Annotated in this window: 21 protein-coding genes; 15 read left to right on the plus strand and 6 right to left on the minus strand. The window is 57.1% G+C overall.

All coding sequences use genetic code 11. The annotated features are described in order from the left end of the window. Positions 1-119: 119 nt before the first annotated feature. Both A3709_RS21405 and A3709_RS25125 read right to left on the minus strand, forming a co-directional pair. The gene (locus A3709_RS21405) at positions 120-683 is read right to left on the minus strand and encodes an alpha/beta hydrolase (RefSeq protein WP_066059570.1); all 564 of its coding nucleotides are present in this window, start codon (positions 681-683) and stop codon (positions 120-122) included. A gap of 1 nt (position 684) precedes the next feature. Beyond that, on the minus strand, positions 685-867 hold the full coding sequence (locus tag A3709_RS25125; protein ID WP_369795175.1) for an alpha/beta fold hydrolase: 183 nt from the start codon (positions 865-867) through the stop codon (positions 685-687). 296 nt (positions 868-1,163) lie between these two features. Here A3709_RS25125 and A3709_RS21415 point away from each other — a divergent pair, with 296 nt between their 5' ends. From A3709_RS21415 to dnaB, 13 genes are all read left to right on the plus strand, one after another. Continuing rightward, positions 1,164-2,270: a DUF1214 domain-containing protein gene (locus tag A3709_RS21415; protein ID WP_082850296.1), complete on the plus strand. Its 1,107-nt coding sequence runs from the start codon at positions 1,164-1,166 to the stop codon at positions 2,268-2,270. 365 nt (positions 2,271-2,635) lie between these two features. Further along, positions 2,636-2,989: a Glu/Leu/Phe/Val dehydrogenase dimerization domain-containing protein gene (locus tag A3709_RS25130; RefSeq protein WP_369795176.1), complete on the plus strand. Its 354-nt coding sequence runs from the start codon at positions 2,636-2,638 to the stop codon at positions 2,987-2,989. Between the two features lie 47 nt (positions 2,990-3,036). Continuing rightward, complete coding sequence (locus A3709_RS25135) at positions 3,037-3,111, plus strand: hypothetical protein (RefSeq protein ID WP_369795177.1); 75 nt, start codon at positions 3,037-3,039, stop codon at positions 3,109-3,111. Between the two features lie 180 nt (positions 3,112-3,291). Next, the gene (locus A3709_RS23495; protein WP_231871289.1) at positions 3,292-3,720 is read left to right on the plus strand and encodes a hypothetical protein; all 429 of its coding nucleotides are present in this window, start codon (positions 3,292-3,294) and stop codon (positions 3,718-3,720) included. A gap of 82 nt (positions 3,721-3,802) precedes the next feature. Next, a complete protein-coding gene (gene rnr / locus A3709_RS21425; RefSeq protein ID WP_066059576.1) occupies positions 3,803-6,136 on the plus strand; it encodes a ribonuclease R in 2,334 nt (777 codons plus the stop codon). A gap of 67 nt (positions 6,137-6,203) precedes the next feature. Next, positions 6,204-6,959, plus strand: a complete 756-nt coding sequence (gene rlmB / locus A3709_RS21430; RefSeq protein WP_066059578.1) for a 23S rRNA (guanosine(2251)-2'-O)-methyltransferase RlmB — start codon at positions 6,204-6,206, stop codon at positions 6,957-6,959. An 8-nt stretch (positions 6,960-6,967) separates the two neighbouring features. After that, positions 6,968-7,594, plus strand: coding sequence for an acyltransferase (locus A3709_RS21435; protein ID WP_066059581.1), 627 nt, complete (start codon positions 6,968-6,970; stop codon positions 7,592-7,594). 153 nt (positions 7,595-7,747) lie between these two features. Continuing rightward, positions 7,748-8,989, plus strand: coding sequence for an acyltransferase family protein (locus A3709_RS21440; RefSeq protein WP_231871282.1), 1,242 nt, complete (start codon positions 7,748-7,750; stop codon positions 8,987-8,989). A 129-nt stretch (positions 8,990-9,118) separates the two neighbouring features. Beyond that, positions 9,119-9,556, plus strand: a complete 438-nt coding sequence (rpsF, locus tag A3709_RS21445) for a 30S ribosomal protein S6 (protein ID WP_066059588.1) — start codon at positions 9,119-9,121, stop codon at positions 9,554-9,556. A gap of 18 nt (positions 9,557-9,574) precedes the next feature. Further along, on the plus strand, positions 9,575-9,802 hold the full coding sequence (gene rpsR, locus A3709_RS21450; RefSeq protein ID WP_066059591.1) for a 30S ribosomal protein S18: 228 nt from the start codon (positions 9,575-9,577) through the stop codon (positions 9,800-9,802). 33 nt (positions 9,803-9,835) lie between these two features. Further along, positions 9,836-10,717 (plus strand): hypothetical protein, encoded by an 882-nt coding sequence (locus A3709_RS21455; RefSeq protein WP_066059594.1) that lies wholly within the window; start codon positions 9,836-9,838, stop codon positions 10,715-10,717. Between the two features lie 52 nt (positions 10,718-10,769). Further along, positions 10,770-11,219, plus strand: coding sequence for a 50S ribosomal protein L9 (gene rplI, locus A3709_RS21460; protein WP_066059597.1), 450 nt, complete (start codon positions 10,770-10,772; stop codon positions 11,217-11,219). Positions 11,220-12,625: 1,406 nt separating this feature from the next. Further along, on the plus strand, positions 12,626-14,041 hold the full coding sequence (dnaB, locus tag A3709_RS21470; protein WP_066059603.1) for a replicative DNA helicase: 1,416 nt from the start codon (positions 12,626-12,628) through the stop codon (positions 14,039-14,041). 192 nt (positions 14,042-14,233) lie between these two features. Here dnaB and A3709_RS21475 read toward each other — a convergent pair whose 3' ends face one another. The 3 genes from A3709_RS21475 to A3709_RS21485 form a co-directional block, all read right to left on the minus strand. Continuing rightward, positions 14,234-14,527 carry a GIY-YIG nuclease family protein gene (locus A3709_RS21475; protein ID WP_066059606.1) on the minus strand — a complete coding sequence of 98 codons (294 nt, stop codon included), beginning with the start codon at positions 14,525-14,527 and terminating at the stop codon, positions 14,234-14,236. A gap of 141 nt (positions 14,528-14,668) precedes the next feature. Beyond that, positions 14,669-15,340, minus strand: coding sequence for a replication protein P (locus A3709_RS21480; RefSeq protein ID WP_231871283.1), 672 nt, complete (start codon positions 15,338-15,340; stop codon positions 14,669-14,671). Then, a complete protein-coding gene (locus A3709_RS21485; RefSeq protein ID WP_066059609.1) occupies positions 15,252-16,391 on the minus strand; it encodes a DnaT-like ssDNA-binding domain-containing protein in 1,140 nt (379 codons plus the stop codon). The genes A3709_RS21480 and A3709_RS21485 overlap by 89 nt, the downstream gene beginning before the upstream one ends. Positions 16,392-16,453: 62 nt before the next feature. Here A3709_RS21485 and radA point away from each other — a divergent pair, with 62 nt between their 5' ends. Beyond that, entirely contained in the window at positions 16,454-17,836 is a 1,383-nt protein-coding gene (gene radA / locus A3709_RS21490; RefSeq protein ID WP_066059612.1) for a DNA repair protein RadA, read from the plus strand. Between the two features lie 144 nt (positions 17,837-17,980). Here the strand turns inward: radA and A3709_RS21495 are convergent, their stop codons facing one another. Then, positions 17,981-18,340, minus strand: coding sequence for a PilZ domain-containing protein (locus A3709_RS21495; protein WP_066059615.1), 360 nt, complete (start codon positions 18,338-18,340; stop codon positions 17,981-17,983). 77 nt (positions 18,341-18,417) lie between these two features. On the opposite strand from A3709_RS21495, the gene A3709_RS21500 reads away from it, so the two are divergent. Next, entirely contained in the window at positions 18,418-19,437 is a 1,020-nt protein-coding gene (locus A3709_RS21500; protein WP_066059618.1) for a cytochrome D1 domain-containing protein, read from the plus strand. The last annotated feature ends 29 nt before the right edge of the window (positions 19,438-19,466 follow it).

Here is a 19,466-nt window from a genome sequence, read left to right on the forward strand (position 1 = left end):
TTGCGGGAAGCGATACGCGGTAATCGCAGCGAAGCCACGAAATAGACGAAGAACGATGGCTCCAAAGCTGCAAGTAAAACCCTAATGCATCGTCGTCGCTCGGCGCTGACGGGTAAGCATTATAACTCGTTTAGGAATACATCTAGATACTGATTGAACACTTCATGTCTTTCCCAGAACATAAGGTGCTTCCCCGTGTGTGAAAACTTAGCGGAGCGCAAATATTGGTCTTTCCAGGCACCAACTGCCGTGGCCCATTCCTCCCGGACAAATAAATAGACGGGAATCTTACCATCCAGGTTCTTCAGCGTATGTTCATAGTCAGCATATGACGCTGTCTCATTAGTTATGGCGGCAATTAAAGGCGGTGTTTGTAAAGCGATCTCTTTCATGACTCTGACATTTTTCTGTGACGGATTTTCTAGCATCCACTTTACAAAACCATCTATGGTCTTACTCGCATTCGTCAAAATACCCTCGGTGATCGATTGCCTAGCTCTGTTTGTGTCAGCTTGATCTATCCACACCCAGGTATCAGTCGATGTTTCTCCCATTGTCTTTGGTGTGCCATCTAAAATCATAATAGCTTTGACGTTGTCGGTGCCGAATTGATCGATATAAGAAAGCATGTCTAGGGTGCCAAGCGACCAGCCTACGAGGATCACATCTTTTAGATCGAGCATTTCAATAAGGCCCGCGAGATCTTTCCCACGTTTTTGTATAAGTATGTCCTGTGCCTGTTTTTGTTGACAGTCCCTGACCTCGTGGGTCGATCGCTATGGCTCTAAAGCGTGTCGACCTCTGAAAATGCGCCAGCTGATACTTGAATACTTGACTGGACATCGACCAGCCGGGAATAAATATAATGGGCTGCGACCCTTCCCCAGTCTCTTGCTAATAGATGTTTAGGTTTTCACTGATTGTGGCGATTTCTGCGCGTATATCCGCAGCATGGCTGAACTGGAGCAAGAGCAATAGCGACAGAGATACTTTGGCAAATGCGGCTAGACAAACATTTGTCATATTAATGGCCATTCTTAGATAGCTCCCTACATGGTGCATGGGTGACAATACATCCTTTAGGGAATTATCGCATTTGAAAATCATTCCAAGCTAAACTAACTTCAAGGTAATTTCTTAGCATTAGTACGGGAGCGTCCGCAATGAAATACTTTGATCAATTGCAGCAAAAACCGAAAGTTTTGCTTCTGCTCGCATTATTTTTGAGTGGCTCTTATGCCACAGCAAGTGATAGAGCCTCTAAACCTGAGGCTAGACATTTGGATCAGTTTTTCTCTCCACTGGGCTTGGTTGTTACTGAGGAATACTACCCGGTAGCGGAATCGGCCAGGCAGATGCTCGAAAGTCAAAAGAAGGGTGGTGGTGTGAATCGTTTCGAACATTTGTCTGAGTTGACGCCTACAGACAATCAGCCTGTAGTGCGGATGAATCGTGACGCATACTACTCAAAAGCAGTGATTAATGTATCTGCAGGAGCGACTGTTACACTGCCGCCAGTTCCCAAAGGGCGTTATTTGTCTATGCAGCCCGTCACTTTAGATCATCGTCCACAAGCCATGTCTTATGGCGCAGGTACTTATGAACTAGCTACTCACTTTGGCGACCACCTAATCGTTATTATCCGTCTAGACTCAAATTTTTCTCCCGACGAAGTAAAAACCATTCAGGATAAAATCCTTATCAAAGCCAACAGCGATACACCCTTTTCTACGCCGGCAGTTGAAAAGGAATCGTTCTACCGAGTTGAGAATCAATTGAAAGAGAATCTCCTAGAACTCATGGAAAAAGAAGGACCGGTCAAGCTGTCTGCAACGTTATTTTCATCACCGACAGATGAAACACGCTCATATTATCGGCCTGAGAAGACGCAGATCGCGGCAGCCATCGGCTGGGGAGGAGCGTTAGCGAAAGATAATATTTACGAAACCTCGCCTAATTTTCCTGCGTCAGGATGCTATCAAATGACTTTTGAAGACCCGGCGAATAGAGATTTTTGGTCGATCACCGTGTATGACGAGCAGGGATTTATGTTTAATGACAATGCGAGTATTAATTCCTATAAGGCCAAACCAAACGCGGATGGCACTTTTACCATTAGTCTCGGCTGTCAGAAAGGATCGCCTAACAACATACCGATCTCTAATGACTCTGGTGTTTTTAGTATAACGGTTAGACATTATGGGCCTTCAGAGCGAGTCGTAGACGAAGGCTATCGCCTGGTCCCACTAATAGAAAAGGTGAGCCAGTGATGGCTTGCACCTAATGATTTCGCAACTTTGGAGATGTTGGACATCGCCATAAAGACTACAGGCTATCGGGAAAAACTTTAGTTCTTGCTTTGCTCTTGAGCGTCGCAATGACACTGCCCCAAGCGACTACAGCAGATATCGGTGATCGCGCCAGAGCTTATCTGCCGCCGCCGATTAACACGAGTATTATTACTTTTGCCAGCTCTGTCATACCTTACATTTTGGATAACCCCCGCTACCGTGACGCCGCAATTGCGCAGCACATGACTGAACCCGATCGCACTATAGTGTCCCGAGTGGTTTAGGAGGATGACGCCGGCGACATTCGGGTAAAACGCGGTAATCGGGTCCAATTCAACAACTCTATTGGTCCCTATGAAGGTGGGCTGCGTTTTCATACCTCGGTCAACCTGTCGATCCTCAAGTTTCTGGGTTTCGAGCAGACCTTCAAGAATAGCCTTACCACATTGCCCATGTGCGCGGACAAGTGCGGGGCTGATTTTAATCCCAAGGGTAATTCAGATCGCGAGGTCAGGCGCCTCTGCCAGTCGTTTATGACAGAACTATGGACTCATGTTGGTCCGTGTATCGATGTTCCCGCCGGGGATGCTGGTGTGTGTGCCCGTGAGATCAGCTATATGTTCGGCCGACATAAGCGCCTGGTTATGGAATTTACTGGCGTGCTCCCCGGCAAGGCGCTAACGTTTGGGACAGCCTGATCCGAACAGAGGCCACCGGTTACGGCAACGCGTTCTTCATGCAGAAAATGCGGGCACACAAGGGCGACGGCATGAGAGATAAGATCTGCGTAGTCTCCGGGGCGGGCTATTTAGTGTGCTGAGAAGATCTGCGAGCTAGGCGTTAAGGTGGACACTCTGACAGAGTCATCCGAGTTTATAGATGACCCCGACGGCATCGATGATGCCAAGCTCGAATGGATGAAGGATTTGAAGGTGGTGCGTCGCGGTCGCACATACGAATATGCAGATCAATTTGGCTGTGAATTCTGCGAGTGCAAACCATGGGGGGCTGCGAACTCGCGATTCCTTGCGCGACCCAGAACGAGCTGGATGTCGCGGACGCGGTGCGACTCATCCAGAATGAATGTATGGCCGTTTTTGAGGGAGCTAATATGCCGACCACGGTCGAGGCCATCGATCTGGTCGCCGACGCCAAGGTGCTTTACGGTCCGGGCAAGGCCGTCGACGCTGGCGGCGTCGCGGTGTTGGGGTTGGAAATGACACAGAATAGTATTCGTCTAGCCCGGACTGCCGAAGAATTAAAGTCGCGCTTGCAGCAGGTTATGATGAGCATTCACCGCCAGTGCGTGCAGTGCGTGCAGTGCGTGCAGTGCGGGCAGGAGGATGACCACGTGAACTATGTGCGGGGCGCCAATGTGGCCGGCTTTATCAAAGTGGCGAACGCGATGTTGGCCTACGGTGTGGCGTGAAGTATCCGAACGCCAGACGTGTGACTCGAGTATACTTGTACCTATAGTTCGATCCCCGAACCCACTAAACAGGCCCTCCTGAATGCCCAAGAAAGGCAAGATTACCGATCCTCACGCAGAGCGTGAGGCCGCTAAGTACAACAACCCAATACCCAGCCGCGAGGTCATCCTCGAAGTCTTGCGCTCGGTTAAGAAACCTTTGAACCACAACCAGCTGGCCAGGCACCTGCAGCTGGGTGACCTCGAACAGGCCGACGCCCTAGGCAAGCGTTTGCGCGCTATGGAACGCGACGGCCAGATTATGTCTGACCGCAAGGGCGCCTATGGCCTTGTCGATAAGATGAACCTTGTGCATTGCAAGGTGCAGGGTCACCGCGATGGCTACGGTTTCGCCATGCCGCTGGAAGAGGGTGAAGACATTTACCTCAGCGCCCGCCAGATGCACTTTGTGTTCGACGGAGATGAGGTGCTGGTGCTGGTCACCGGCGAAGACCGTCGCGGCCGCCTTGAGGGCCGGGTGGTGGAAGTGTTGGCTAGGGGGCTTACGTCTGTAGTGGGGCGCTACCAAGAAGAGAGCGGCATTGGCTTCGTGATACCCGACAATGGCCGGCTCACGCACCAGTTCCTGATTCCACCCAAGGAAAAGAATGGCGCGCGCAATGGCCAGATTGTCACGGCCAGGATCACCGATTATCCCACCCGGCAGTTGGGTGCCAAGGCCTCGATAACCGAGATTCTGGGCGACCATATGGACCCTGGGCTGGAGATCGACGTGGCCATTCGTTCCCACGAGATTCCTTGGGAGTGGCCGGAGGCGGTGCAGCGTGAGGCGGCGAGCCTCGAAGATGAGCCCTCTGAAGCGGATAAGCGCAACCGCAAGGATTTGCGCAAGCTGCCTTTCGTCACGATTGATGGCGAGGACGCTAGGGACTTCGACGACGCGGTGTTCTGTGAGAAGCGCCGCGGTGGCTGGCGCCTGTATGTCGCCATCGCCGATGTCTCCCACTATGTGCGCCCGAGCATGGCCCTGGACGAAGAGGCGGCTAATCGCGGCAACTCGGTGTATTTTCCCGAGCGGGTGGTGCCGATGCTCCCTGAGGCACTGTCGAATGGGCTTTGCTCGCTCAAGCCCCAGGTCGACCGTTTGGCCATGGTCTGCGAAATGGAACTCAGTCGTGTGGGCAAATTGCTCCGGTATCAGTTCTATGAGGCGGTGATTCATTCCCATGCCCGGCTCACCTATACCCAGGTGGGCGAGGTGCTGGATGAAGGCTGGCATGCGGACGTGGATCCGGCCCGGGTACCTGATCTGCTGTTGCTCCACGAGTTGTACAAGGTGCTGCGCGGGCAGCGCGACACCCGTGGCGCCATCGATTTCGAAACCGTGGAAACCCGGATCATTTTTGATGCCCAGAAGAAGATCGAGTCGATTGTTCCGGTGGTGCGCAACGATGCCCACAAGCTGATCGAGGAGGCCATGCTGTGCGCCAATGTGGCAGCGGCGCGGTTCTTTGAGGCCAATGAGTTGCCGATTCTGTATCGGGTGCATGAAGGGCCGAGTGAAGAGCGGTTGGAGGGTTTGCGCAGTTTTCTCGGTGAGTTGGGCCTGGATTTGTCCGGCGGCCCGAAACCGACGCCTCTCGATTACCAGCACTTGCTGCAGCAGGTGGCTGAGCGCGAAGATGCGCATGTGATCCAGACCATGCTGCTGCGCTCGCTGAGCCAGGCCCAGTATCAGCCGGACAACGGCGGCCACTTCGGCCTTCATTACGACGCCTATGCCCACTTTACTTCGCCCATTCGCCGCTATCCGGATTTGCTGGTGCACCGCGGTATTCGCGCGCTGGTGCGCTCCGAGCAGCCCGCCGAGGGTGTGCTGAGGGTGGAGGGCGCTGAGCCGATCCCCCGCAAGCGCATCTTCCCTTACGACGAGGCCGCTATGATGGTGCACGGCGAGCAGTGCTCGATGACGGAGCGCCGCGCCGACGATGCCACCCGCGAGGTCAATGCCTGGCTCAAGTGCGAATATCTGCAGGAGCATGTGGGCGACGAATTCGATGGTCTGATCGCCGCTGTCACCAGTTTTGGATTGTTTGTAGAACTGCAGGACTTGTACATAGAAGGGCTTGTCCATGTCACCTCGCTACCGGGCGACTACTACAACTACGACAAGAACCGACAGCGCCTGATAGGTGAGCGCAGTGGTCGCACGTTTAAACTGGGTGGCAAGGTGCGCGTGCAGGTGGCCCGTGTCGATCTCGACGACCGCAAAATCGACCTCGAAATGATCGATACCCGCCCCCCCAAGAAGGACAAGCCCCACAAGCCCAAGCCCGGTTCCAAACGCGACCCCAAACGCAAAGACAAAAAGAAACCCAAGAACAAAGGCAAAACCGGCCTTCGCCGCCGTTACTAACCCCCTGGGGGCAGGTCTTATTTTTCTGAGAATTTTAAGACCTCGCCCAAGGTTTTGAGAGAACATTATGCAGTACATATATGGATTCCATGCTGTCGACAGCTTGTTGCGCAAAGCGCCCAAGTCGGTGCAGCGGTTGTGGGTGCAGGAGGGGCGTGACGACAAGCGGATTTCTGCCCTGCTGGAACTGGCCCAGAACCAAGGGGTGCCTGTCGCCAGGGAGCCCAAGCGCGATCTCGATGCCATGGTCAGCGGACGACATCAGGGGGTAGTGGCGGAAACGCTGGATGAGCCGGTACACGGTGAAGTGCACCAGGCCAACCTGTGGCAGGAGGCAGACTTGCTGCGCATGGTGGAAGCCAAGCAGGAGCCAGTGCTCATTCTGGTGCTGGATGGGGTCACAGATCCTCACAACCTGGGGGCATGCATGCGTTCAGCCGATGCCGCGGGGGTGGATGCGGTGGTAGTGCCCAAGGATAAATCTGCCGACTTAACCCCCACTGCCAGGAAGGTGGCTTGCGGGGCCGGCGAGGTCGTGCCCTTTGTGCGGGTGACCAACATCGCCCGCACCCTGGAGGCCCTGCAGGAGCGCGGTGTATGGGTCTACGGTACTGCTGGAGAAGCTGAAAAACTTTTATATGACAATGACTTAAGGGGATCAATGGCGCTGGTGATGGGCGCCGAGGGCGCCGGTTTACGCCGCCTTACCCGTGAGCACTGTGATTTTCTCATCAAACTCCCCATGGCGGGCTCTGTCAGCAGCCTGAACGTCTCCGTGGCCACCGGTATCTGCTTGTTTGAGGCGGTAAGGCAAAGGGTCTGATTCGTACCATGTCTTCACAGTCTCTCACCTATCGACCAGAGATAGATGGCCTGCGGGCTGTCGCAGTGTTCGCGGTCATGATCTATCACGCGAAATTTGAGTTGACCGGCACTAATCTTCTACCCGGTGGCTTCCTTGGGGTGGATATCTTCTTCGTGATATCGGGTTTTCTTATCACCTCGCTATTGAGAGACGAATGGGTAGAAACCGGTCGCATATCTTTTGTCGGATTTTATGGTCGTCGAATACGACGCTTGCTGCCCGCATTGTTTCTGGTGATGATCGTCAGTTTGCCGCTGGCATGGGAGATTTTGTTACCCGGGCAATTGTTAGAATTTGCCAAGTCACAGCTAGCCTCCATCCTATTCGTCTCGAACTTTTTTTGGGACGTGAGCCTGCAGGAGTACGGCGCGGAATCTGCATTGTTAGCGCCTTTTTTGCATACTTGGTCGCTAGCGGTAGAAGAACAGTTTTATCTGTTATTTCCTCTGTTGTTTGTGTTGTTGGGCAAGTTCGGTTCGGCCTGGCTCTGGCGATTGCTCATGGCGCTCGGTGTGGCCAGCTTTGGTCTGGCGGTTTGGATTGCCCCCGTCGATAATTCGTCGGCGTTTTATATGCTGCACACTCGCTTCTAGGAATTGCTCGCGGGAAGCTTGCTCGCACTGCAATGTCACAGGGCGCAAGTCACAGGTATTAGTAGGCACCTGCCTTATGTAGGGATGGCGGGGATATTAATCTCTCTCGTCTGGGTGGAATACTCAGACGGCCACCCTGGTTGGATAACGCTGTTGCCAGTCTTTGGTACGGTCCTTTTTATTGGCTTTGCGAGCCCTGCGAATGCACTCGTCAGGCTACTTTCGGCCAGATTTTTTGTAGGTGTGGGGCTGATTTCGTATGCGCTTTACCTTTGGCACTACCCGATTTTTGCCTTTGGTCGGATGTTTACCTGGCACCCCGGGCTCTCTGAAAAAGCACTGTGGATTGTCCTGACTGTGGGTTTGGCGTTGAGTTCTTATTGGCTTGTTGAGAAGCCGTTGCGTAATCGGCGCCGGGTCAGTTGGAGAACCTATTTCGCAGTGACTGGCGGTGCGCATGGGGTGATATTGCTCGCTAATGGCGCCTGGATACTAGGTGGTGGCTACCCAGACAGAGCCGATTATGTGCACAGGCTGATCAAGGATTCCCAGCATGTAGATTTGATGCAAGATGGCAGGCGCTGCCATTCAGGCGGACTAAATCAGCCTTACTTCAACGTAGATGACAGCTGTGAGTTCACCCACTTTCCAGATGCATCCTACTTGATGCTTGTCGGTGACAGCCATGCTGGAAATCTCGCCCACAGTGCATATAGGCTTGCGAGAGAGAGCGGCCTGAATTTTATACAGGTGACCCAGGCTGGATGTAGCCACTTGCTGTACCAGACGCAAGGTGGGTTGTGCCGAAGTAGGGCCAAGCGCTTGCGACAATTGCTCAAAAAACATCCAAATAGCACCATTGTGTACAGTGCGCGCTTGCCGCTGTACCTGGAGATGGTCGGGTTTGATGGTGGTGAGGGCTTCTGTGAGGCCGGATATCCGGCTGCGTGGGCTGAGGAAGTTGCAGAGCACCAACCGGTGGTGCGGCAATCTATCCTGTCCACGGTTCAAGGCTGGCTCGATAGTGGACACAATGTGGTTCTGGTATACCCGGTGCCTGAGCAGGGCTTTCATGCCAGCTATATGCTAGCTCATCAGCGTCCACCAATCCTTGAGGAGGCAGACTTGCCGTTACTTTCCACCAGTATGGCTGTTTTTAAAGCGCGCACCGCATCGTCATACGCTGCACTGGATGAATTACAAGGTCAAAACTTGTCTAGGGTATACCCCGAAAAACTCTTCTGCCGTGAGGCGACAGGCCGTTACCTGGTAACGGAGGGAGAACGGCTGTACTTTTTGGTTGATAACCACGTGGCCAGGTTGGGAGCCGAAATGATCATGAGCGAGGTTAGTAAAGTTCTGGGTCTGGAAGTACCGCCAGAGGGCCGTTTATAGGGGGTGTTGCGTGGGGTGATTAAACTCTATACAATCCGCGCCTCAAAATTTGCCCGGTGGCTGTAAGCCGCCGATCTCCTTGCTGCACCACATTGCGATGGGCAGCATTAACCCGTAAGGAGCTACTGTATGCGTCATTACGAAATCGTATTTATGGTCCATCCGGACCAGTCTGAGCAAGTGCCCGGCATGATCGAGCGCTACTCCAACACCATCTCCAAGGACGGCGGCAGCGTTCACCGTCTGGAAGACTGGGGCCGTCGCCAGCTGGCATACCCCATCAACAAGATCCACAAGGCACACTACGTGCTGATGAACGTGGAAGCTTCCAACGAAGCGATGGAAGAGCTCACCACCACTTTCCGTTACAACGATGCTGTGATCCGTAACCTGGTGATCCGCCGCGACGAAGCCGTGACTGAAGAGTCCCTTATCATGAAGGCTGAGAAAGAGTCACGCGAGCGTAAGAGCCGTTACGAAGAGCGCAAGGCTGCTGAGGCAACTGCCGAAGAGAAGCCTGCGGAAAAAGCAGCTGAGCCGGCCGAAGACGCCGCCTCCGAAGAGTAATAGAGAGGAGTATTAAAGATGGCACGTTTTTTCCGTCGTCGTAAGTTCTGCCGTTTCACTGCTGAAGGCGTTAAAGAGATCGATTACAAGGATCTCGAAACCCTGAAGGCGTACGTTTCCGAAACTGGCAAGATCGTACCTAGCCGTATCACTGGCACCAAGGCCAAGTACCAGCGTCAGCTGGCCACTGCTGTGAAGCGCGCGCGCTTCCTGGCCCTGCTGCCTTACACGGATTCTCATAAGTAAGAATCTGTTTCCGGGCGGGCAATACGAGGCCTTATGAAGGCAATCGCTGAATTTGCCATGCGCGGGCGCTTCCAGGCGCTGCTCCTCACCGTAGGGGGTGCCGGAAGCATTCTGTTTTGTTGGATCAGCGCCGCGGTATTGGCACTGGTCACCCTGCGCAAAGGCGCGGGAATGGGAGCCCAGCTTTGGTTTTGGGCTCTGCTGCCCTCCGGCGCGGTGTGGTACACCTCCGGAGACAGCGGTCCGCTGACACTACTCACGGGAACTCTGGTTCTGGCGATGGTGTTGCGAGCCACGGTAAGCCTGCCCCTGGCGGTGCTTTCCAGTGTTGCCATCGGTGCGCTCTCGGGCCTAGCGATGTTGACACTGGGACAGCACTACCTGGACCAGATGGTGAGCGTGTTCGGCGAGTTTCTCGCCCAACTCGAGCAGAATCTGGCCCAGGGCGGCGAAGCGGTCCAGTTGCCGCGGCCCACCAACCTGCAGATTGCAGGCATGCTGGGCGCGGGATCAGCGATGACCTCGGTACTGTGCCTGTTATTGGCGCGTTACTGGCAGGCAGCGCTGTACAACCCGGGCGGCTTTGGCGACGAGTTCAGGGCACTCCGGTTCACCCCGGCGGTGGCTACTGGCACGGCACTGGCGGCCGCAGCGGTCTCTGCGCTGGGCGCTGAGTTCCGCACCTGGGCAGTGATATGTATGTTGCCGCTGAGCTTTGCAGGTCTTGCACTGGTTCATGCGCGCGCCCGATACCGCGGGCAGGGCACGGGATGGCTAGTGGCGTTTTACGCTATCTGGATCATCTTCGACCCGATAAAACTGATGGTGGTTTTCGTCGCCATCGCCGACAGCTGGTTTGATTTTCGCCAGCGTTGGGCAAAGCCAGGCAAGGACCTGGATCGCGGCGAAGACTGAGCAAGAATTTTGAAGTAGTGGGAGCACGCTCCCCAATAACGAGGAAAGTAAGATGGAAGTCATTTTGCTGGAAAAAATCGGCAACCTGGGTGGCCTGGGCGACAAGGTTGACGTTAAAGCTGGCTTTGGCCGTAACTACCTGATCCCTCAGGGTAAAGCCGTACCTGCCACTGAAGACGCCGTAGCGCAGTTCGAAGCGCGCCGCGCCGAGCTGGAAGCCGCTGCCGCTGAAACTCTGGCTGCTGCTGAAACCCGCGCTGAAGCGATCAACGGCCTGGAGCTGGTCACTATCGCCGCTAACGCTGGCGACGAAGGCAAGCTGTTCGGTTCAATCGGTACTCGCGACATCGCCGAGGCCGTATCTGCTGCTGGCGCTGCCGTGGACAAGGCTGAAGTTCGCCTGCCCGAAGGCGCGCTGCGCGAAGTGGGTGAGTACGAAATCGCCGTTCAGGTACACAGCGACGTGACCGCCATGGTCAACGTTGCGGTTGTTCCCGAGTAAGGGACCTGCCTGCCCGCTTCGGCGGGGCTATCGAATAGAATGCACCGGCTGCTTTGCGGTCGGTGCATTTTTTGTGTCTGGCTGAAATGCAGGGTGGCCATCGTCGGCCTGGCCCGTGCACTTCAGAACCTGGCCCGTACGGAGGCAATTTGCGCCCTGGCCACCTCGGCTATATCGCCCGGCTGCATGGTATCGGGCAACTCAAAGCCCAACTCCTCTCGCAATATCTCCCGCGCGTAGTCTGCAAAGCGCACTGTGCCGTCATCAGTGATGTCTTCTACCCCGTCGCGGCGGGTGGCGGCTCGCATCATCTCCACGGCTTCATCGCGGTCCCAGTCGGTGGCCAGGTCGAGTTGGGTTTCACCGCGCTCGATCAGCACCGTGTAGCCACCGGGTAAACCCAGCGGGGCCGGCGCATGGAGCCGGTGGGTCGCGCCGCTGTCATCCAGCAATGCCAGCGCATTGCGCGCGGCGAGTATGCCGGTGGTCGATGAGAAAGCGGCGCCCGGCTCGTAGCAGTGATTGATGGCGCGATTAAGTAAGGCGCGGCTGTCACGGAACTGGCCGGTAATGTTTTCGCCCTGCTGGGATATGCGCAGCAAAAACGGCGCATCGTTGGCGTAGCCCGGCTCCCGGGGCGTCACCCAGTGAATGTGGTGGGCGACCAGTTTTACTTCCAGGTCTTCCGGGTCTGTCATGAGCTCGCTGGCTGCCAGGTGTTGGATGGCTGCGACCATCAGCCCTACATTGCCCGCGCCACAGGCGGGCCGGACCAGCGCTTCCCGAGAACTGAAGCCGGTGATAATCGGAATAGTGATGTCGGGCAGGTTGCCCACCATCAGCCTGGCATTCGGGCAGGTGTTGGCCATGGCTCTGGCGACGGTCAGCCAGGCAGCCACCTGAATCGGCTTGAATGCACCCAGGCCCGCGGCGGAGAGGCGGGTGTAGTTGGGCAGTTGTTTGGTGGCGTCCCAGGTGATGGGAATGGCATAGTTGATCACTAGTGCCGGCCGCTCACGGGCCAGAACAGACTCTATCTGGCGCTGATCCAATACATCGATATCGCCATGGTGGCTGAGGCGGGCCCGGCAATCCGGGTCGGCAAGGCGGGTCTCGGNGAGAATGCGCGCGGCAATCTGGCCGAGTCGCGTCTCCGGGATGAGATCTGCCAGTGCGACATCCAGCCCGCAGCGGGTGAGCTCAGCGGCCAGTTGTTGCCCCACCCGTCCCGCACCACCAAAAATCACCACTTTTGCCATAGCGTTATCCATCCTGAGAATGCGCTAGTCACCATGGCTGGGCCGGCGGACCCTCGCAAGTATCGCCGTGTTTTGCTTTGCCCTCGTGCCGACTTCCTTTATTCTGTGCAATCCGCTCAAAAAACTGTGCACAGGTAGAATTTCGCGATGTCCGAGCCGGACTTCCCAGACAACGTTGCTGAGCTGCCCTACAACCAGGACAGCGATATTGCCCGGATCAAGATGCAGCCCCACTCGCTGGAAGCAGAGCAGTCGGTGATCGGTGGTCTGCTATTGGCGGCCGAAGGCTGGGATTCCGTGGCTGAAGAAGTGGCCGCCAGCGATTTCTACAAGCCGGCGCACCGGGATATTTTCCGTGAAATTGCGGTGCTGGCCGATGCGGCCGAACCGATCGACGTGATCACCGTGGCGGATAAGCTCGAGGCCAAGGGGCAGCTGGAAGGCGCCGGTGGTCTGCCGTATCTGGCCGAGCTCGCTCAGAACACGCCCAGTGCCTCCAATATTCGCGCCTATGCCCAGGTGGTGCGTGAGCGCGCCAGCCTGCGCAAGTTGATTGAGGCGGCTCAGGACATCGCCGAATCAGGGTTCAACCCTGAAGGCCGCAGCTCATTGGAACTGTTGGACGAGGCTGAGCGCCTGATCATGCAGATTGGTGAGCAGGGGCCCAAGACCGGCGGCCCCCAGGACGTCAATCCACTGCTGCAGAAAGCGCTCGGCAGGATCGAGGAGCTGTTTAATTCCGGCGGTGATATCACCGGCCTGACCTCGGGCTTTACCGACCTCGACGGCATGACCTCCGGCCTGCAGCCCTCCGACCTAGTCATTGTGGCCGGTCGACCTTCGATGGGTAAAACCACCTTCGCCATGAACCTGGTGGAGAACGCCCTGCTCGCCACCAAGAAGCCGGTGCTGGTGTTCTCCATGGAGATGCCCGCAGACCAGCTGGTGATTCGTATGCTGTCGTCGATCGGCAAGATCAACCAGACCCGTATTCGTAACGGCAAGCTGGAGCAGGAGGACTGGCCCAAGCTCACCACGGCGGTTAATAAGCTGAAGGACATGCCGCTGTTTATCGACGACACGCCGGCGTTGACCCCTACTGAGGTGCGTTCGCGGGTGCGCAAGGTCGTGCGCGAGAACAACGGCGAAATTGGCATGATCATGATCGACTACCTGCAGCTGATGCAGGTGGCGGGTTCCTCCGAGGGGCGGACGGCGGAGATCTCAGAAATCTCCCGAAGCCTCAAGGCCATTGCCAAGGAGTTCGAGGTGCCCATGGTGGCGCTGTCGCAGCTCAACCGCTCGCTGGAGCAGCGGCCCAATAAGCGCCCGGTAAACTCCGACCTGCGTGAATCCGGAGCCATCGAGCAGGATGCCGACGTCATCATGTTCATCTACCGGGACGAGGTGTACAACGAGGATTCCCCCGACAAGGGTGTGGCCGAAATCATTATCGGCAAGCAGCGTAACGGCCCCATCGGTACCTGCCGCCTGGCCTTTATTGGCGAGTTCACTCGCTTCGAAAATCTCGCCATGGGTTATGGCGGGGGCGACGACTACTAACGCGTACCGCGTTCCCCTCGTTTCCCCGCGGCGCCCTCTACCGTCATTCTTCCGAGTTGCCCACTGCGCCATTCACCGTCATCCCTCCGAATTGCCCGGTACCCCCTTCGCCGTCACTCCACCGACTTGCCCAAAGCGCCTCTCACCGTCATTCCCGCGCAGGCGGGAATCCAGTGGGACGAAAACTATCTCTCACTGGATGACCTGATGCCATAGATCCATCCAATCGGGGTTCTTTTCCTCGATAATTCGTAGCTTCCAGCGCCGATGCCATTTCTTCAATCGCTTCTCCCTAGCTATCGCTTCCTCCATGCTCGAAAGAAACTCGAAGTAGACCAGTCGATGTACTGTGTATTTTTTGGTGAACCCTTCGGCGATGACGTTCCTGTGATGCCAAATTCTTCTGATTAAGTCGGACGTGACTCCGATGTAGAGCGTGCCATTGCGGCGATTCGCGAGTATGTATACAGCGGGTTGCTTGGCCATTCCATGCCCTCCGTGGCTAGGTTCTGGCTAAGCATAACCACCAAAGCACTTGCCCGGTGGCGCAGGGGCGAAAAGGATGAAAGTTGGGTTGTGTTGCCGGTTTTGTGGATCCCCGCCTTCGCGGGAATGACGGCAGCGGGGTTAGAGCCCGCTGCTTTCTCGCAGTTTTTTGAGGGCGGCGAGCTGTTCGTCGTTACTGAGTGGCTCGGAGGCGTGTTTCTCCAGGGCTTCGGATGCTGGAATAGTCAGGCTTTCGCCGCGTAGCACGGCAGCGCAATAGCGCTGGTAGTGGCTACGAAATACCGGCCAGGTCAGGCGCTCTTCGTTGTTGGCCAGGAAAAACCATTCGCTGTCGCGCCCGGCAAGGTACACCGCCGGGTGGCTCCAGGCCTGAGCCGATTTGGGCGAGGGTGCCTGACAGGCTTCCACGTAGGCATCGTGAGGGGCGGGGAGGCCGAGCTCTACCAGGCCTGCCTGGCAGCATTCGATCATGCGGTTCAGGGTGGGCAGGTATTCACTGTTTTCAATGGCGTGCTTGGCGCCCTTGAGAATTTGCTCTACCGGGAAATCAGCGAGGGATTCCAGCCACAGGCGCTTTACCTGATTGAGCTGGCTGGCTTCGGAATAGGCCGCGAAGTACTGGTTGTGATAGTTCAGCCGAAACAGGGCAAAGACCTGGTTAATGGCCTCCACATGGGTGTCATCCGGCGTGCGCTGCCGGGGTTCAGCCTGCCCAGCTGGTGTCGTTGAGGTCGTCTTCGAGGCTTCGATCTCTTGTGCGACCTGTTGGATGAGTTCCCTGCTGTCCGCCATGGCTTAGATCCGATTGCTGTAATTGGTGGCGCTTGGCCCAGTGGTGTTTTACGTGCTGTAGAAATTTGCTGTTCCAGGAAGTGTGAGCCTGGTTGGTGTCCTTCCAGTACACAATGAATTCCGGCAGCAGTGACTTGGCAAAATCCAGATCGATATGCGACATGCGCAGGATATCGAACACGTCTTCACTGGGCTGCCAGTGATTAACGATACGCTTGGGTTCGGTGGAGTGCTCCAGACCCGAACTGTAGCGCGCCCACTGAATGCGAATGTGCTGGATGAATTTGGAATTGAGTTCCTTGGGAGCGGCGCCGCGCTCACGCCAGTACAGAATAAACTCGGGAACCGACTGATCGATGAAGTCGCGGTCTATGCCTGAGCGGGCCATGATTTCCAGGGCGTCTTCGCTGGGGCGCCACTCGCGACCGAGGCGTTGCGGTGCCTTCACGTCGAAATCGGAGGTGTTGGAGCGAGTGGTCTGTTGCTGGTGACGCCAGTTGCCCAGCACGTGCTGGCGGAACTTGTTTTCCCAGGCGTGGCTTGTCTCGCCGCGCTCGCGCCAGTAAAAGATGAAATCTTCCAGTTGATCCAGGGCAAACTGGCGCGGAATATTGTGATTGAGGGCGAGCATTTGCAGCAGGTCTTCGCTGGGTGACCACTGCATGGGCAGCAGCCCAGCGCTGCGCCGGGTGGGGGCAGGCTCTGCTGGCATCGCCGGCGGCGGTGCGGGCGCGCGCTGTACGGGTTCGTTCAGTGCAAACAGCAGGTGATTGGCGCTATGCAGCGGTGGCGATTCCAACAGGATGACACCCTTGTCGACCAGCGAGCGGCTGATACGGTGCAAATCCACGGCATTCCAGAAGGGCAGGGAATGCAGCAGGTAATCGCGGGAAATGTTCAGCCAGGCAAAGTTATCGCGCAGCTGGGCATCGCGATGCTCGAACAGCTGCTGCAGGTGTTGCAGCAGAATGGCTTCTTCCAGCCCGATAGTCGCCGCCAAGCCGGGCGAGAAGACCAGCTGGCGTTCGGGAACTAGGGAAGATTCGGACATCGTTTTATCAGTTTTCGTGAGCGGTCTGATAGGATACCGCAGAACCTGAACCTGAGGCACCAATGGCCAAACAAAAAACAGCGTTCGTGTGCAACGAATGCGGCTCTGACTATGCCAAATGGCAGGGCCAGTGCTCCGACTGCGGCGAGTGGAACACCATTACCGAGATCAAGCTGGGCCCCGCCAAGGGCTCTGGCCGCGCCGGCGCCGGTGTCACGGCCAATCGCGCCGGCTTTGCCGGTGCCCTGGCCAGCGCACAGTTGCTCAAGGATGTGGATCTCGACGATTTGCCGCGCTTCACCTCCGGTGCAGAGGAGTTCGACCGGGTGCTGGGCGGTGGCCTGGTGCCGGGTTCGGCGGTGCTGGTGGGCGGCCACCCTGGCGCAGGCAAGAGTACGCTGCTGCTGCAAACCATGTGTCACCTGGCCCAGGGCATGGAAGCGCTGTATATCACCGGCGAGGAATCCCTGCAGCAGGTGGCCATGCGCGCCCAGCGGCTGGGCCTGCCCACCGACAAGCTGCGGCTGATGTCGGAAACCAACGTCGAAACCATTGTCGCCGCCGCTGAGGAATTCAAGCCCAAGGTGCTGGTGGTGGATTCCATTCAGGTTGTGCACACCGCCGAAATCGCCTCAGCCCCGGGCAGTGTGTCCCAGGTGCGTGAATGTGCGGCCTATCTCACCCGGTTTGCCAAACAGACCGGCACGGTGCTGTTCCTGGTGGGCCACGTTACCAAAGATGGCTCGCTCGCGGGCCCGAAGGTGCTGGAGCATATGATCGACTGCTCCATCCTGCTGGAAGGCACTCACGATTCCCGTTTCCGCACCCTGCGGGGCCAGAAAAACCGCTTCGGTGCGGTGAATGAGCTCGGTGTATTTGCGATGACCGAGCAGGGCATGAAAGAGGTCAAGAACCCCTCTGCCATCTTCCTCGATCGCAGTAGCGAGCCTGCCTCGGGCAGTGCGGTGATGGTGGTGTGGGAAGGCACCCGGCCGCTGCTTGTCGAAATTCAGGCCCTGGTCGACGACAGCCAGCTCGGACATCCCCGCCGCGTGGCGGTGGGCCTCGAACAAAACCGCCTGGCCATGCTGCTGGCCGTCCTACACCGCCACGGGGGCTTGCAGGTGGGTGACCAAGATGTGTTCGCCAACGTGGTCGGCGGTGTTAAAGTGTTGGAAACCAGCGCCGACCTGGCGTTGTTGTTGGCCATTGTGTCCAGCTACCGAGACCGCCAGCTCCCCCGCGATATGGTGATCTTCGGCGAAGTCGGCCTGTCCGGCGAGATCCGCCCGGTCCCGTCGGGCCAGGAGCGCCTGTTTGAAGCCGCCAAACACGGCTTCAAACGCGCCATCGTCCCCAAAGCCAACGCCCCAAAAAGCGCGATCTCCGGCATGCAGGTCGTCGCCGTCACCAAGCTCTCCGAAGCCCTCGCCGCCGTCGATTAGACAACCCTGGGGTCAGGTCTCAAAAGTCTGAAACACCCGTATTAGAACCCTGGGGTCAGGTCTTATTTTTCTGAAACATCTGTTTTAGAAAAATAAGACCTGACCCCAGGGTTGTCTGAGAAATTTGAGACCTGACCCCGTGGTTTAGTCGAGGCGGGCGAGTTCTTCTTGGAGGGTGGTGGGATCCATGTGTTGTTCGAGTAGGGCACTCAGGGGTTCGATATTTTCGCGGTCGACGTGTTGGACTTTGAAGCCCAGGCGCATGGATTCGACGTGCTGCAGGTAGGCGTGTAATTCCAGGTCGGTGCCGTCTTCGAGTTTGATGATTAGCGTGAAAGGCTCGTTGTATTGGGCGTCCCAGAGGTCGGGCTGGTCGGTGGATACGCCGTTCAGGGAAATGTCGATGGTGCGCTGGGGCCATATGCTGCCCCCCTGGTGGACTTCAACCGGGAGGTCGATGGCGACGCGGGTAAAAATGCGGCGCTCGCTGCGGATATCGCTCATGCTACTACTCTTGTTATTCGGGGTATGGCGCCACTATAGCGTAGTATGTGAGCCGTCGCGACAATCGGAATTTCACTATGATCAAGCCCTTGTCACAGGCCCTGTGCCTCTCGCTGTTGGCGGTTACTACGCAGGCCCAGACCTTGCTGGTGGCCAATAAGAGCGAAGCCAGTGTCACCCTGTTTCAGTTGCCTGAAGCGGAGGTAGTGGCCACGCTCCCCACAGGCGTCGGGCCCCATGAAGTGGGCGTGTCTCCGGATGGTCGCCAGGCGATCGTGACGGACTATGGCACCCGGGATGCGGGCCCCGGCCAGTCGCTGACGATTGTCGATGTGCCCGCGCGCAAAGTGCTGGGCACTCTGGCTCTGCCCCAGGGCAGCATGCCCCACGGTGTGGAGTGGATCGATAACCAGCACGCGGTGATTACCGCCGAAGGCATTGCCAGCGTGCTGGTGGTGGATGTCGATGCGATGGCCGTCACCAGCCAGGTCGCAGTGAATCAGCAGGTGGCGCATATGCTCGCCCTCGATGCAGCCGGCCAGCGGGTATATACCGCGAATATCGGTTCAGGGACGGCCACGGCGGTGGATTTGAAAGCGGCCGCCAAACTCAAGGATTTGCCGTCAGGGGCGGGGAGCGAAGGCATTGCGCTGGCCCGTGACGGCGCCGAGCTGTGGGTGACCAACCGGGCTGCGGATACGGTGACCGTGTTTGATACCGGTAGCCTCGAGCAGCTTGCTGCCATTCCCGTGCAGGGTTTCCCGATTCGGGCGGAAGCGGATGCCGCGCGGGGTTTGGTTTATGTCTCGTTGCCCGCAGCGGACGCGTTGGTGGCCATTCATGTGGCCAGTCGTAAGCAGGCCTGGCGGATCGATTTTGATATTCCCCCGGACCACACCCGCAAGACGTTGTTTGGCGACCGCCTGCCGGGCAGTTCTATTCCCATCGGCGTGCAGCTGTCAGGCGACGGCAGGCATTTGTATGTCGCCCATACCAATTCCCACGTGGTCAGTGTGTGGGATGTCGATACCCGGGAGCGGGTGGGGTTGATCAAGACCGGGCTGGAGCCCGATGGGATGGGGTGGTCGCCGCGCTAACGGCGACCCCAAGTGCCGCGCTCGGGCCG

Source organism: Halioglobus sp. HI00S01 (assembly GCF_001635445.1).
Taxonomy (GTDB): Bacteria; Pseudomonadota; Gammaproteobacteria; order Pseudomonadales; family Halieaceae; genus Halioglobus; species Halioglobus japonicus.

What these genes read in the sequence shown, in the direction of transcription:
- A3709_RS21405 (WP_066059570.1), bottom strand. Translation starts at nt 683, where the DNA reads ATGCTCGATCTAAAAGATGTGATCCTCGTAGGCTGGTCGCTTGGCACC.
- A3709_RS21415 (WP_082850296.1), top strand. Translation starts at nt 1,164, where the DNA reads ATGAAATACTTTGATCAATTGCAGCAAAAACCGAAAGTTTTGCTTCTG.
- A3709_RS23495 (WP_231871289.1), top strand. Translation starts at nt 3,292, where the DNA reads ATGGGGGGCTGCGAACTCGCGATTCCTTGCGCGACCCAGAACGAGCTG.
- rnr (WP_066059576.1), top strand. Translation starts at nt 3,803, where the DNA reads ATGCCCAAGAAAGGCAAGATTACCGATCCTCACGCAGAGCGTGAGGCC.
- rlmB (WP_066059578.1), top strand. Translation starts at nt 6,204, where the DNA reads ATGCAGTACATATATGGATTCCATGCTGTCGACAGCTTGTTGCGCAAA.
- A3709_RS21435 (WP_066059581.1), top strand. Translation starts at nt 6,968, where the DNA reads ATGTCTTCACAGTCTCTCACCTATCGACCAGAGATAGATGGCCTGCGG.
- rpsF (WP_066059588.1), top strand. Translation starts at nt 9,119, where the DNA reads ATGCGTCATTACGAAATCGTATTTATGGTCCATCCGGACCAGTCTGAG.
- rpsR (WP_066059591.1), top strand. Translation starts at nt 9,575, where the DNA reads ATGGCACGTTTTTTCCGTCGTCGTAAGTTCTGCCGTTTCACTGCTGAA.
- A3709_RS21455 (WP_066059594.1), top strand. Translation starts at nt 9,836, where the DNA reads ATGAAGGCAATCGCTGAATTTGCCATGCGCGGGCGCTTCCAGGCGCTG.
- rplI (WP_066059597.1), top strand. Translation starts at nt 10,770, where the DNA reads ATGGAAGTCATTTTGCTGGAAAAAATCGGCAACCTGGGTGGCCTGGGC.
- dnaB (WP_066059603.1), top strand. Translation starts at nt 12,626, where the DNA reads ATGTCCGAGCCGGACTTCCCAGACAACGTTGCTGAGCTGCCCTACAAC.
- A3709_RS21475 (WP_066059606.1), bottom strand. Translation starts at nt 14,527, where the DNA reads ATGGCCAAGCAACCCGCTGTATACATACTCGCGAATCGCCGCAATGGC.
- A3709_RS21480 (WP_231871283.1), bottom strand. Translation starts at nt 15,340, where the DNA reads ATGGCGGACAGCAGGGAACTCATCCAACAGGTCGCACAAGAGATCGAA.
- A3709_RS21485 (WP_066059609.1), bottom strand. Translation starts at nt 16,391, where the DNA reads ATGTCCGAATCTTCCCTAGTTCCCGAACGCCAGCTGGTCTTCTCGCCC.
- radA (WP_066059612.1), top strand. Translation starts at nt 16,454, where the DNA reads ATGGCCAAACAAAAAACAGCGTTCGTGTGCAACGAATGCGGCTCTGAC.
- A3709_RS21495 (WP_066059615.1), bottom strand. Translation starts at nt 18,340, where the DNA reads ATGAGCGATATCCGCAGCGAGCGCCGCATTTTTACCCGCGTCGCCATC.
- A3709_RS21500 (WP_066059618.1), top strand. Translation starts at nt 18,418, where the DNA reads ATGATCAAGCCCTTGTCACAGGCCCTGTGCCTCTCGCTGTTGGCGGTT.